This window comes from Sphingomonas sp. SP6 (assembly GCF_058313435.1).
Window position 1 is genome coordinate 50761 of the sequence record NZ_JBZFLG010000004.1, and the last position, 13124, is coordinate 63884.

The following is a 13124-nucleotide window of genomic DNA, read 5'->3' on the forward strand; positions in this document are numbered from 1 at the left end:
GTCTGATCCTTATGCCGCCACCGCGGTGATGCCTTCGAGGCGGTCTTCGAGGTCGTCGCTGGCGGCGTGGAGCGCCGCGAGTGTCTCGGCGTCGGGCGCCCAGAACTGCCGGTCGCTCGCCTCGATCAGGCGGTTGGCGACGCGCGCCGACGCCTTGGGATTGAGCCCCGCCAGCCGCTCGCGCATCGCCGGGTCGAGCACGAAGGTCTCGCTGATCTGCTGATAGACCCAGGGGCTGACCTCGCCCGTGGTCGCCGACCAGCCCACCGTATTGGTCACGTGCGCCTCGATGTTCCGGACACCCTCGAAGCCGTGCTTCAGCTGCCCCTCGTACCAGAGCGGATTGAGCATCCGCGTCCGGGTCTCGAGATCGACCTGCTCGGAAAGCGTGCGGACCTTGGTCGCGCCCTGCGTCGCGTCGACGATGTAGATCGGCGCGGCCTTGCCCTTGGCGCGAGTGATCGAGCGGCTGATCCCGCCGAGCGCGTCGACATAATGATCGATGTCGGTGACGCCCAACTCGACCGAGTCGAGGTTCTGATAGGCGAGGTCGACCCCGGCGAGCGCCGATTTGAACAGCGCCGCCTGTCGCGCGGGCTCGCCGTTGCGGCCGTAGGCATAGCCCTTCTGCCGCTCGAACACTTCGGCGATCTCGTCGGGATCGGTCCAGGCGCCGTCGTCGATCAGCATATTGACGTTCGCGCCGTAGGAGCCTTCGGCGTTGGAGAAGACGCGCAAGGCCGCCGTCTCCAGATCGCAGTCGTGCTCGGCGGCGTGGGCGAGGCTGTGCTTGCGAACGAAGTTCTGATCGGCCGGCTCATCGGCGGACGCGGCGAGCCAGGCGGCTTCGGCGATCATCCGCGTCTGGAGCGGCAGGAGGTCGCGGAAGATGCCCGAGAGCGTCACCACCACGTCGATGCGCGGGCGGCCAAGTTCGGCGAGCGGCACCAGTTCCGCGCCCGCCAGGCGGCCGTAGCCGTCGAAGCGGGGCCGCGCGCCGATCAGCGCCAGCGCCTGCGCGATCTGGACGCCTTCGGATTTGAGGTTGTCGGTGCCCCACAGGACCATCGCCAGCGTCTCGGGGAAGGCGGCGGTCGCGGTGTGGCGCGCGATCAGTTCCTCGGCCTGCCGCGTCCCTTCGGCCAGCGCGAACGCGCCGGGGATGCGGAAGGGATCGAAGCCGTGGATGTTGCGCCCGGTCGGCAGCACCTTGGGGTTGCGCAGCACGTCCCCGCCCGGCGCTGGGCGGACGAACCCGGCGTCGAGCGCATGGACGAGCGCGTCGAGTTCGCCGTTCGCCTCGGGCAGCTCGGCGCCCGCGGCGATCATTTGCGCGCGCTGCTCGTCGGGGATCGCGCTGCCGAGGACATGGAGGCCGTGCGGGATCAGCTCGCGCTCGACTTCGTAGAGGCGCGCGGCGAGCGTCGCGATGTCGCCGGCGTTGAGATCGAGCGTCTGGGCGCTTGTGCGGATCATCGGCTCGAGCGCGGTGCGCTCCGCCTCCGCCGGGGACGACCGCCACCGCTCGACCAGCGCCTTGAGGTCGGCCAGTCCCTTGTAGAGCCCGGATTGGGTGAGCGGCGGCGTCAGGTAGCTGACCAGGGTCGCGCCCGAGCGGCGCTTGGCGATCAGTCCCTCGGACGGATTGTTCGCAGCGTAAAGATAGAGGTTGGGCAGGTCGCCGATCAGCCGCTCGGGCCAGCAATCGCCGCTCAGCCCGGCCTGTTTGCCGGGCATGAACTCGAGCGCGCCGTGGGTGCCGAAGTGGAGCACCGCGTCGGCCGCGAAATCCTCGCGCAGCCAGCGATAGAAGGCGCTGAAGGCGTGGGTCGGGGTGAAGTGCCCCTCGAACAGTAGCCGCATCGGATCGCCCTCGTAACCGAAGGCGGGCTGGATGCCGACGAACACGTTGCCGAACCGCGCGCCCAGCACATGGATCGTCGCGCCGTCGCTCTGTTGCTTGCCGGGGGCGGGGCCCCATTGGGCCTCGATCTGCGCCAGATGCGGCTCGCGCCGGACATGGTCGTCGGCGGCGATCCGGGCGTGGACGTTGGCGTCGGCGCCGAACCGGGCGGCGTTGCCGTGGAGCACCGCTTCGCGCAGCGCATCGACGTCGGCCGGCACGTCCACCGCATAGCCCTCGTCCGCCAGCTTGGTCAGCGTCGCGTGGAGCGACTCCCACACCGCCAGGTGCGCGGCGGTTCCCGTCGCGCCGGCGTTGGGCGGGAAGTTGAACAGCACCACCGCGAGGCGGCGCGCGGCGCGCTCCGAGCGGCGCAGCGCCACCAGTTTCGCGACCTTGGCGGCGAGCGTCTCCGCGCGTTCCGGGCACGACTGCATCTCGCGGGTCAGGCCGGACGCGGTGAAGGTGCAGCGCCGTCCGCAGCCGGTGCAGGGCTCGCCCGACCCGTCGGCGCGGCCGCCGAAGACGCTCGGCAGCACCGCGCCGTCGAGTTCGGGGATGGCGACCATCATCGTCGCTTCGATCGGGAGCAGCCCCTGTCGGCTCGCACCCCATTGCTGGAGCGACTGGAACTCGATCGGATGCGCGCCGACATAGGGCACGTCGAGCTGCGCCAGGATCGCCTCGGCGGCGGCGGCGTCGTTGTAGGCGGGTCCGCCGACCAGGCTGAAGCCGGTGAGCGAGACGATCGCGTCTACCGTCGCGCGCCCGTCCGCCATGAAATAGCGCTCGATCGCCGGGCGCGAATCGAGTCCGCTGGCGAAGGCGGGGATCACCCGCAGCCCCTTCGCCTCGAGCGCCGCGATCACCCCGTCGTAATGGCCGGTGTCGTGGCCGAGCAGGTACGAGCGGAGCATCAGGACGCCGACGGTGCCGTTCGCGCGCGGGACGACCGGAAGCGCCTCGACCCGCTCGGCCATCCGCCCGGCGAGCCTGGGGTGATAGACGCCGACCTCGGGATACTCGTGCGGCGCGAGCGCGCGCACCGCGTGTCCCGCGTAACGGTGCGCCAGCGCCTGGATCATGCCGACGACATTGTCGTCCGATCCCGCCAGCCAGTACTGCAGCGTCAGGAAATAGGCCCGGACGTCCTGCGCCGTGCCCGGGATGAAGCGCAGCATCTTGGGGAGACGGCGCAGCATCTTCATCTGCCCCGCGCCCGACGACGCGCCGGGCTTGCCCGATCCGCGCAGCCGCTTGAGCAGCGCCAGCGGGCCTTTCGCCGGCCTGTCCATCCGGTAGTCGCCCATGCGGGTGAGCTTGACGACCTCGCTGCCCGACATGAGGCCGAGCATCGCCGCGCAATCGTCGCGGCGTGCGGTCAGGGCCGGGAGGACGGCGCGGATATGATCGTCGAGGAACAGCATCGTCGCGATGACGATGTCGCCGCGCGCGATGTCGGCGACGCAGCGGTCGAGCGCGCCGGGCGTCCGGTCCCAGTCGGCGGCGGCGTGGAAGCCGATGGTGATGCCGGCGCCCTCGCGCGCGAACCGCGCCGCCGCGCGCTCGGCGGCGCCCGACAGATGGTTGTCGAGCGTGACGATCACGACGCGAAGAGGCGCGCTACCGGGCATAATGCGCCTTCGCGTCATAGAGGGTGTCGAGCGTGATCGTGGCCAGGCCCTGCTCGGCGGCGTATTTCTCGGTATTCCGCCGCGCCTTGCCGCGGACGAAGAACGGGATCTTGAGGAGCTCGCGCTCGGCGTCGGCGGACCAAAAATCCTCTCCGTTTACGGGGAGGTGGCGGCGCATAGCGTCGCCGGAGGGGGTGGGCCGCGAGCCCGTCGCCTGGGGTGAGCCCCCTCCACCAGCCTGCGGCTGGTCCCCCTCCCCGTGAACGGGGAGGATTTGAGCAGAAGACCCATGTCCGAGATGGCTGGCGCCGCTCGCGTCCGAGAACTCGAAATCGTCGCGGAACATCGTCAGCAGATGCTCCTCCAGCCCCATGACGAGGGGGTGGACCCAGGTGTCGAACAGCACGTTCGCGCCCTCGAACCCCATCTGCGGCGAATAGCGCGCGGGGAAATCCTGGACGTGGACCGGAGCGGAGATCACCGCGCAGGGGATCCGCAGCCGCTTGGCGATATGGCGCTCCATCTGTGTGCCGAGCACCAGTTCGGGCTGGAGCGCCTGGATCGCCGCCTCGACCTCGAGATAGTCGTCGGTGATGAGCGGCTCGACGCCGTAGAGCTTGGCGGCGTCGCGCACGTCGCGGGCGAACTCGCGATTGTAGCAGCCGAGCCCGACGACCTCGAAGCCCAGCTCGTCGCGCGCGACCCGCGCCGCGGCGACGGCGTGAGTCGCGTCGCCGAAGACGAAGACGCGCTTGCCGGTGAGATAGGTCGAGTCGACGGAGCGGCTCCACCACGGCAGGTTCGAGGTGTCGAGGACCGCAGCGGGATCGACGCCGGCGAGGGCGGCGACCTCGGCGATGAAGTCGCGGGTGGCGGCGTGGCCGATCGGCACGGTGCGCACGGTCTTCTGGGCGAAGGTCTTCTCCAGCCAGCGGCACGCCGTGTCGGCGATCTCCGGATAGAGGCAAATGTTGAAATCCGCCGCGCCCAGCCGCGCGAGGTCGGCGGGGGAGGCACCCATCGGCGCGGCGACGTTCACATCGACACCGAGCGCGCCGAGCAGCCGGGTGATCTCGATGACGTCGTCGCGGTGGCGGAAGCCGAGCGCGGTCGGGCCGAGCAGGTTGGCGAGCGGGCGGCGGCCTTCGCGCGCGGCGGGCCGCATCTCCTTGTCGGCGAGCCTGCGGACCAATTGGTAGAAGGTCTCCGCCGCGCCCCAATTCTCCTTGCGCTGATAGCTCGGCAGCTCGAGCGCCACGACCGGGATCGGGAGCCCCATCGCCTGTGCCATGCCCGCGGGGTCGTCCTGGATCAGCTCGGCGGTGCACGACGCGCCGACCAGCATCGCCTGCGGCTGGAAGCGGGCATAGGCGTCACGGGTCGCGGTCTGGAACAGCTCGGCGGTGTCCTTGCCGAGATCGCGCGCCTGGAAGGTGGTGTAGGTGACCGGCGGGCGCTTGCCACGGCGCTCGATCATCGTGAACAGCAGGTCGGCGTAAGTGTCGCCCTGCGGCGCATGGAGGACGTAATGGACCCCCTCCATTGCGGTCGCGATCCGCATCGCCCCGACATGGGGCGGGCCTTCGTAGGTCCAGACGGTCAGCTGCATGATGCGAGCCTTCCGTTCGTGCCGAGCGCAGTCGAGGCACCGCTTTGGCCCTGTCCCTCGACTTCGCTCGGGACGAACGGGGATGGGGAGGGGTTCGGCTTCATACGCGCAGCACGTCGCGCCGCCGCAGCGGTCGCGCGAAGAGTTCGGCGAGGTCGCCCGCCTGGTCGAAGCCGTGGATTGGCGAGAACACCAGCTCGATCGCCCATTTGGTCGTCAGCCCCTCCGACTCGAGCGGATTGGCGAGGCCGAGGCCGCAGACGGTGAGGTCGGGCTTCGTGGCGCGGACGCGGTCGAGCTGCTTGTCGACATCCTGGCCCTCGCTGATCAGCGTGTCGGACGGGAGCAGCGCCAGTTCGCGCGCGAGGTGCCGGCGGTGGAGGTAAGGCGTGCTCACCTCGACCGGGACCATCCCGAGCTCGGTCGCGAGGAAGCGCGCGAGCGGCACTTCGAGCTGCGAATCGGGGAGGAAGGTGATGCGCTTGCCGTCGAGCTTGCCGCGCGAATGCGCGATCGCGCGCTTGGCGCGCTCGCGGCCGGGCGCGATCACGCGGCGGAAGTGCATCTCGTCGATCCCGAAGGCGCGCGCGGCGGCGTGGAGCCAGTCGGTCGTCCCCTCCGCGCCGAACGGGAACAGCGCGTCCAACCGTTGGGCGCCGCGATCCTCGAGCGCGCGGGCGGTCTCGCCGAGGAACGGCTGGGCGAGCAGGAAGCGGGTGTTCGAGCCGACCCGGGGCATCGCCGCGGCGCGGCGCGCGGGCAGCGAGTGGACGGTGGTGATGCCGAGTTCGGCGAACAGCCGCAGGAACTGGTCCTCGACGACGTCGGGCAGCGCGCCGACGATCATCAGGCTGGGCGCGTCCGACAGGTCGGCGACGAGATCGGGCACCAGCGCCGCGAGGCAGGCGTCTTCCCCTTCCGTGAAGGTCGTCTCGATGCCCGAGCCCGAATAGTTGAGGATCTTGGTCGTGCCCGCGTGCTTGACCGAGAGCCGCGCGGCGGCGCGCGACAGGTCGAGCTTGATGACCTCCGACGGGCAGGAGCCGACCAGGAACAGCAGCTTGATGTCGGGCCGGCGCGTGAGGAGCCGGTCGACGACGCGGTCGAGCTCCTCGTTGCAGTCCGCCATGCCGGCGAGGTCGCGCTCCTCGATAATCGCGGTGCCGAAGCGTGGTTCGGCGAACACCATCACGCCCGCGGCGGATTGCAGCAGGTGCGCGCAGGTCCTGGAGCCGACGACGAGGAAGAAGGCGTCCTGGACCTTGCGGTGGAGCCAGATGATCCCGGTCAGCCCGCAGAACACTTCTCGCTGCCCGCGCTCGCGCAGCACGGGCGCGGAGTCGCACCCGATCGCGGCGGCGGGCAGCGGCGCGCTCATCCCGCCACCGCCATCCGGCGCATCGGTGTGCTCTGCAACCGGGCGGCGCGCAGCTTCAGTACGAACTGGGCCGCGTTGATCGCGTACGTGGCGTAGGCGGCGAGCGCCAGCAGCATCCGGCCGCGTTCGGTGCCGAGACCGCCGATCAGCGCGACCAGATAGGCCGTGTGGAGCGCCAGCACGAGCATGCTGAACACGTCCTCCCAGAAGAAGGCGGGGACGAACAGCCAGCGGCCGAACACGACCTTCTCCCAGATCGAACCCGTGATCATGATCGCGTAGAGTGTGCAGGTCTTGACCACGATCGACGCGGTCGCCGCCACGGCGCCGGAACCGGTCGCCAGATAGCGGACCACGAGCGCCAGGCTGATCAGGAAGACGGCGAACTGGATCGGGGCGAGGATCCCCTGGACAAGGGTCCAGCGCGTAGCGTCCCGCCGGCGGCGTTGATCGGGGGTGTAGAGCAGGCTCGCATCGAACCCCTTCCGCCCCGCATCTGTCGCGCCACCCTCGCCCATCTCTCGCGTCTCGCCTCTCCGGAACGTTCCAGGAGAGTGATCTCGCACGCGAAAAGTGTCAACTAATATTGACGCCTAAAAGATTTGACACTTGCTGCGACGCAGCGTCTCTTCCGTGTTGTCACGCGGTTCCGATAGGCATACGCTCGCACGAAACGGGGCCTCTAGCGAGTGATCAAGTGTCTCTGAGGTGATCGGTCGAACCAGGCGGGAGAGGGCTGGCGATGGCGTCCACGGCGCAATTCAAAGAGGAGTCCGCCCCGGCACGGCGCGGGCCTCTTTCCCGAATGCTCGCCGGCGACTCGCCTGGGCTCAAGGCGTTTCGCACGCTCGCCACGGTCGACTATGAGCGCTCGCTGTCGACGCTGATCGAGAGCGAGATCATCCCCCGGCTGCTGATCGCGCACGCCGCCGGCCCGTGCGAGGTGGCCGCCGAGGATGTCGACGCCGCCGAGATTGCGCGGCTCGCGCCGCTGGCGCTCCAGGTCGAGGCCGACGCGCTGCTCGGCCATATCGAGGCGATCCTTGAACGCGGCGTGGCGGTCGACACGGTCATGGTCGATCTGCTGGCGCCGACCGCGCGGCTGCTCGGCGAGTTCTGGGAGGAGGATCGCTGCGACTTCGTCGACGTGACGATGGGTCTGTGGCGGCTCCAGGAGGTGGTGCATGAGATCGCCGCGCGGCGTCCGTCGGAGCGGACGTTCGCGGCCGGGGGGCGGCGCGCGCTGTTCGCCTCCATGCCCGGGGACCAGCACAGCTTCGGCACCGTCGTGGTCGACGAGATGTTCCGCCGCGACGGTTGGATCACCGCCCGACTGAGCGACGTCACCGCCGCCGATCTGGCGAAGCGCGTCGGCGAGGAATGGTTCGACGTGGTGGGATTGACCGTCAGCTGCGACCGGAACGTCGCCACCCTGCCGGCGATGATCGCCGCGCTTCGCAACGTTTCCAGGAACAGCGGCGTTTGCGTCATGGTCGGGGGGCGCGTGTTCAGCGCGGATCCCGATCTTGCCGCCCTCGTCGGAGCGGACGCCACCGCGCGCGACGCGCGTCTGGCGCTGAAGGCCGCCGCCGAAATTGTTCGCTTGCGCGAGGGGCAGGGCGCGGCAAGGAGCTGAGATCACCCAATCCGGAGCGCGACCCGCTTAGATGAACACGCACATGGCCCTGATCAGGACGGCGGGCTTCGCCAGCGCCGATGCGGTGCCCGGCTCCTTGTCCGCCGCGGCGGCGGCCACGCTGCTGGCGGCCGCCGGCGACGTCGCGCTCATCTTGTCGTCGGACGGCGTGATCCTCGATGTCGCGGTCTCGCACGGCGATCTCGCCAATCACGGCTTCACCGAATGGGTGGGCGAGCCGTGGCGCGCGACCGTGACGGTCGAGAGCCGTCCCAAGATCGGCGAGATGCTCGAGGAGGCGCGGCGCATGGGCGCGCCGCCGCGCTGGCGCCAGGTCAACCATCCCGCGCCGGGCGGCGATGTCCCGGTACGGTATCTGGTGATGAGCCTGGGCGAGAGCGACCGGCTGATCGCGATCGGACGCGACATGCGCGGCATCGCGGCGATGCAGCAGCGGCTGCTCCAGACCCAGCAGTCGCTCGAACGCGATTACATCCGCCTGCGTCAGGCGGAGTCGCGGTACCGGTTGCTGTTCGACATGGCGTCCGAACCGGTGCTGATCGTCGACTCCGACTCGCGCCGCATCCGCGAGGCGAATCCCGCCGCGCACCATCTTCTCGACGCCGCGGACGGAACCCTCATCGGGTCCCCCGTCCAGGGACTGATCGACGAGCGGGACCGCGACGATTTCATCGCCTATCTGGGCGCGGCGGAGGCGGCGGACGACCTTCCTCCGGTCACCCTCCGGCTCGTCGACGATCGCGGCGAGGCGGCGCTCACCGCCCGGCTGTTCCGCCAGGCTCGCGCACCGCTGCTGCTGGTGCGGATCAGCGCGTCCCCGGACGCGGTCTCGGTCCGTCACCGCCATGACGCGAGCTTGAGCGAGGTCGTCGAGCGGATGCCCGATGCGTTCGTGCTCGCCGACCGCGAGCTGACGGTGCTGACCGCCAACGCCGCCTTCGTCGAACTCACGCAGCTCCCGACCATCGACCGGGTTCGCGGTGCGCGGCTGGGCACCTGGATCGGCCGCCCCGGGGTCGACCTCGATCTGATCACGGCGCAACTGCGCGAGCACGGATCGGTGCGCAACGTCTCCACGATCTTCCGCGGCGCCGCCGGTGCCGAGGAGCAGATCGAGGTGTCGGGAGTCCAGGCGCCGACCGGCGACGGCGACTGCTTCGGCTTCACCATCCGGCTGGTCGGACGCCGGCTGCGCGACGCCGCCCCGAGCGTCCGCGACGCACCGCGGTCCGTCGAGCAGCTGACCGAACTCGTCGGCCGGATGTCGCTCAAGGAGATCGTCCGCGAGTCGACCGACCTGATCGAGCGGCTCTGCATCGAGGCGGCGCTGGCCTATACCTCGGACAATCGGGCGCTGGCCGCCGAGATCTTGGGGGTCAGCCGCCAGAGCCTGTATTCGAAACTGCACCGGCACGGTCTCGGCAATCTGGTGGCCGGCGAGGGCGGAAACGGGCGCGCTGTGTCTATTTGATTTGACGGCTACGGGTGTCAGCCGTAGCTTTCGCGGATGGATCGATCCGGGGTTCTTGGACGTGCCGCGCCGCTGCCCGCGCCGCGTGACATCCTCGAACTCCTCAAACCGATCACCTGGTTTCCGCCGATCTGGGCCTTCGTCTGCGGGGTCGTCTCGTCGGGCGTCCCGCTCGCCGAGCGCTGGCCCTTCCTCCTCGCCGGGGTGCTGCTGACCGGGCCGCTGGTGTGCGGCACGAGCCAGGCGGTGAACGACTGGTTCGACCGTCACGTCGACGCCATCAACGAGCCCGCGCGCCCGATCCCATCCGGACGGATCGCGGGTCGCTGGGGGCTGGCGATCGCGGTGATCGGCACCGCCGTGTCGCTGATCGTCGCCGCAGCGACGGGGGCATGGGTGTTCGCCGCCACCTGCCTCGGGCTCGCCTGCGCCTGGGCCTACAGCGCGCCGCCGTTCCGGTTCAAGACCAGCGGCGTCGTCGGGCCGGCGGTGGTCGCGCTGACCTATGAGGGGCTGACCTGGTTCACCGGCGCGTCGGTGATGGCGGGAGCGCTGCCGTCGACGCCGGTGCTGATCGTGCTGGCGCTGTACAGCGCGGGCGCGCACGGCATCATGACCCTCAACGACTTCAAGGCCGTTGAAGGCGATCGCGCGACCGGCCTCCGCTCGCTGCCGGTCGTGCTCGGGGTCGATGTCGCCGCGCGCGTCGCCTGTGCGGTGATGGCCGCACCCCAGGTCGTCGTCGTCGCGCTGCTTGCACATTGGGGGCATTCGGCCGTTGCGATCGGGGTGGCGGCGTTGGTGGCGGGGCAGTTGGTGCTGATGCGTCGGCTGCTGACCGATCCGCGGCGGCATGCGCCCTGGTACAATGCGACCGGCACGACGCTCTACGTGCTCGGCATGTTGGCTGCGGCCTTCGGGCTTGGGGGAGTGGCCGGATTGTGACGCCGCTCGGCTGGATCGGGATCGTCCGGCTGGGACTGGTGCAGAGCGCGATTGGCGCGATCGTGATGCTCGCCACATCGCTGCTCAACCGCGTGATGGTCGTCGAATATGCGCTTCCGGCGGCGCTCCCCGCGGGACTGGTCGCCTGGCACTATGCGGTCCAGCTGTCGCGTCCGGCCTGGGGATACGGATCGGACCGTGGCGGGCGCCGGACTCCCTGGATCGTGCTGGGGATGGCCGTGCTGGCGCTCGGCGCGATCACGGCAGTGGGGGGCCTGGCGCTCATCTCGGCGGAATCGCGCTGGGGCTATGCGGTGGCGATCCTCGCCTTCACGATGATCGGCGGCGGGGTCGGCGCGGCGGGCACCTCGCTGCTCGCGCTGCTCGCCACCCGCGTCGCGCCCGAGCGCCGCGCCGCCGCCGCCTCGATCACCTGGATCATGATGATCGTGGGGATCGTCGTCACCGCCGGCGTGGCGGGATCGCTGATCGATCCCTTCTCGCTCGGGCGTTTGGCGAGGGTGGTCGGCGGAGTCGCCGCCGCGGCCTTCGTCCTGTCGCTGCTGGCGATCCTGGCCGTCGAGGGCCAGGGCGCGGGTGCCGACCCCGACCCCGACCCCAACCCGGCGACGGCCGCCGCCGCGCCCGCATTCCGGGAAGCGCTGCGCGAGATGTGGGACGATGCCGACGCGCGGCGGTTCACGATCTTCGTGTTCGTCTCGATGCTCGCTTACTCGATGCAGGACCTGATCCTGGAGCCGTTCGCCGGGCTGGCTTTCGGCTTCACCGCCGGGCAGTCGACCCAATTGTCGGGTGTGCAGCACGGCGGCGTGCTCGCGGGCATGATCGCGGTCGGTGCGGGCGGCAGTGTGCCGTTTGTCGGGCGGGGCGGCCGACGCACGGCCGACGGCCTGCGGCGGTGGATCGTCGGCGGGTGCGTCGGATCGGCGCTTGCGCTCGCCGGGCTGGCCCTGGCCGCGCGGATCGGGGCGGGCTGGCCGCTCGCCGCCAACATCGCCGTCCTCGGCGTCGCCAACGGCGTGTTCGCGGTGGCGGCGATCGGCGCGATGATGGCGCTCGCGGGACGCGAGCCGGGCCGCGAAGGTCTGCGCATGGGGATCTGGGGGGCGGCGCAGGCGATCGCCTTTGGACTTGGCGGGTTGATCGGCGCGGTCGGGGTCGATGTCGGGCGGGCGCTCGCCGGGTCGACGGCGGCCGCCTTCACGACCGTGTTCGCCTGCGAAGCGCTGCTCTTCCTCGTCGCCGCCGCGCTGGCGATGCGGCCTCCGGTTCGCCGCCGCGACTCGCTTGCGCTCGCGCGCCGCCCGGCATGACCGACGTCGACTGCGTCGTGGTCGGCGGCGGGCCGTCGGGGGCGACCGCCGCGACCGATCTTGCGGCGGCGGGGCGGCGCGTGCTGCTGCTCGACCGGGGCGGCCGCGTGAAGCCGTGCGGCGGCGCGATCCCGCCGCGCCTGATCCGGGACTTCGCGATCCCCGAGCATCTGATCGTCGGGCGCGCGACCTCGGCGCGGATGATCGCGCCATCGAACTCGGCGGTCGACATGGTCGTCGACCCGGACGGCGGCGCGTCGGTCGGCATGGTCGACCGCGAGGACTTCGATGAATGGCTGCGCGCGCGTGCCGGCGAGACGGGCGCGACGCGCGCGACCGGCACGTTCGTGCGGATCGATCGCGGCGCGGATGGCGCCGCGACCGTGGTCTACCGCGACGAGCGCGGCGGGGCCGAGCGCAGGGTTGGCGCGCGGTGCGTCATCGGCGCCGACGGCGCACGCTCGCGCGTCGCGCAAGGGGCGCTGACGGGCGCCGGGGAGATGCCGTGCGTCTTCGCCTATCACGAGGTGATCCGCTCCCCCGGCGCCCGCGACGGAGACGAGTCGTTCGACCGCAGCCGATGCGACGTCTTCTACCAGGATGCGCTGTCGCCCGACTTCTACGCCTGGATCTTCCCGCACGGCGACACCGCCAGCGTCGGCGTGGGCAGCGCGCGCAAGGGGTTCGCGTTGCGCGCGGCCGTGGCGCGGCTGCGCGCGCGCGAGGGGCTGAGCGATTGCGAGACGATCCGGCGGGAAGGGGCTCCGATCCCGCTCAAGCCGCTGGCGCGGTGGGACAACGGGCGCGACGTGCTGGTCACCGGCGACGCCGCCGGAGTCGTCGCGCCGGCGTCGGGGGAGGGCATCTATTATGCGATGGTCGCGGGCCGCAACGCGGCGGCGGCGGTCGACGCTTTCCTCGCGTCGGGCGATCCGCGCGAGCTTCGCGCCGCCCGGCGTGCGTTCATGCGCGCGCACGGCCGGGTGTTCTGGATCCTGGGGATCATGCAGCATTTCTGGTATGGCAGCGATCGGCGCCGCGAGCGCTTCGTCGCGATGTGCGAGGACGTCGACGTGCAGAGCCTGATCTGGCCCGCCTATCTCGACAAGCGGTTGGTCTATGCGCGGCCGCTCGCCTATCTGCGGATCTTCGCCAAGGATCTGCGGCATCTGCTCCAGACCGCGGGCTGAGCG

Annotated in this window: 9 protein-coding genes; 5 read left to right on the forward strand and 4 right to left on the reverse strand. The window is 70.7% G+C overall.

Going from position 1 to position 13124, the window contains the following annotated elements:
- Nucleotides 1–9 precede the first annotated feature (9 nt).
- The 4 genes from AC4GYY_RS13645 to bchF all read right to left on the reverse strand — a co-directional run bounded on the left by AC4GYY_RS13645 (nt 10) and on the right by bchF (nt 7042).
- Nucleotides 10–3537, reverse strand: coding sequence for a magnesium chelatase subunit H (locus AC4GYY_RS13645; RefSeq protein WP_491121314.1), 3528 nt, complete (start codon nt 3535–3537; stop codon nt 10–12).
- Nucleotides 3527–5146, reverse strand: coding sequence for a ferredoxin:protochlorophyllide reductase (ATP-dependent) subunit B (bchB, locus tag AC4GYY_RS13650; protein WP_491121316.1), 1620 nt, complete (start codon nt 5144–5146; stop codon nt 3527–3529). The genes AC4GYY_RS13645 and bchB overlap by 11 nt, the downstream gene beginning before the upstream one ends.
- A 100-nt stretch (nt 5147–5246) precedes the next feature.
- Nucleotides 5247–6524: a ferredoxin:protochlorophyllide reductase (ATP-dependent) subunit N gene (locus AC4GYY_RS13655; RefSeq protein ID WP_491121318.1), complete on the reverse strand. Its 1278-nt coding sequence runs from the start codon at nt 6522–6524 to the stop codon at nt 5247–5249.
- On the reverse strand, nt 6521–7042 hold the full coding sequence (bchF, locus tag AC4GYY_RS13660) for a 2-vinyl bacteriochlorophyllide hydratase (protein ID WP_491121320.1): 522 nt from the start codon (nt 7040–7042) through the stop codon (nt 6521–6523). Before bchF ends, AC4GYY_RS13655 begins: the two co-directional genes overlap by 4 nt.
- A 287-nt stretch (nt 7043–7329) precedes the next feature.
- Here bchF and AC4GYY_RS13665 point away from each other — a divergent pair, with 287 nt between their 5' ends.
- The 5 genes from AC4GYY_RS13665 to AC4GYY_RS13685 are packed head-to-tail and all read left to right on the forward strand — an operon-like array spanning nt 7330 to nt 13121.
- Complete coding sequence (locus AC4GYY_RS13665) at nt 7330–8160, forward strand: cobalamin B12-binding domain-containing protein (protein WP_491121322.1); 831 nt, start codon at nt 7330–7332, stop codon at nt 8158–8160.
- Between the two features lie 43 nt (nt 8161–8203).
- Entirely contained in the window at nt 8204–9652 is a 1449-nt protein-coding gene (gene ppsR, locus AC4GYY_RS13670; RefSeq protein WP_491121324.1) for a transcriptional regulator PpsR, read from the forward strand.
- Between the two features lie 36 nt (nt 9653–9688).
- On the forward strand, nt 9689–10597 hold the full coding sequence (gene chlG / locus AC4GYY_RS13675; protein WP_491121326.1) for a chlorophyll synthase ChlG: 909 nt from the start codon (nt 9689–9691) through the stop codon (nt 10595–10597).
- Entirely contained in the window at nt 10594–11931 is a 1338-nt protein-coding gene (locus AC4GYY_RS13680) for a BCD family MFS transporter (RefSeq protein ID WP_491121327.1), read from the forward strand. Before chlG ends, AC4GYY_RS13680 begins: the two co-directional genes overlap by 4 nt.
- Complete coding sequence (locus AC4GYY_RS13685; RefSeq protein WP_491121328.1) at nt 11928–13121, forward strand: geranylgeranyl diphosphate reductase; 1194 nt, start codon at nt 11928–11930, stop codon at nt 13119–13121. Before AC4GYY_RS13680 ends, AC4GYY_RS13685 begins: the two co-directional genes overlap by 4 nt.
- Nucleotides 13122–13124: the final 3 nt, after the last annotated feature.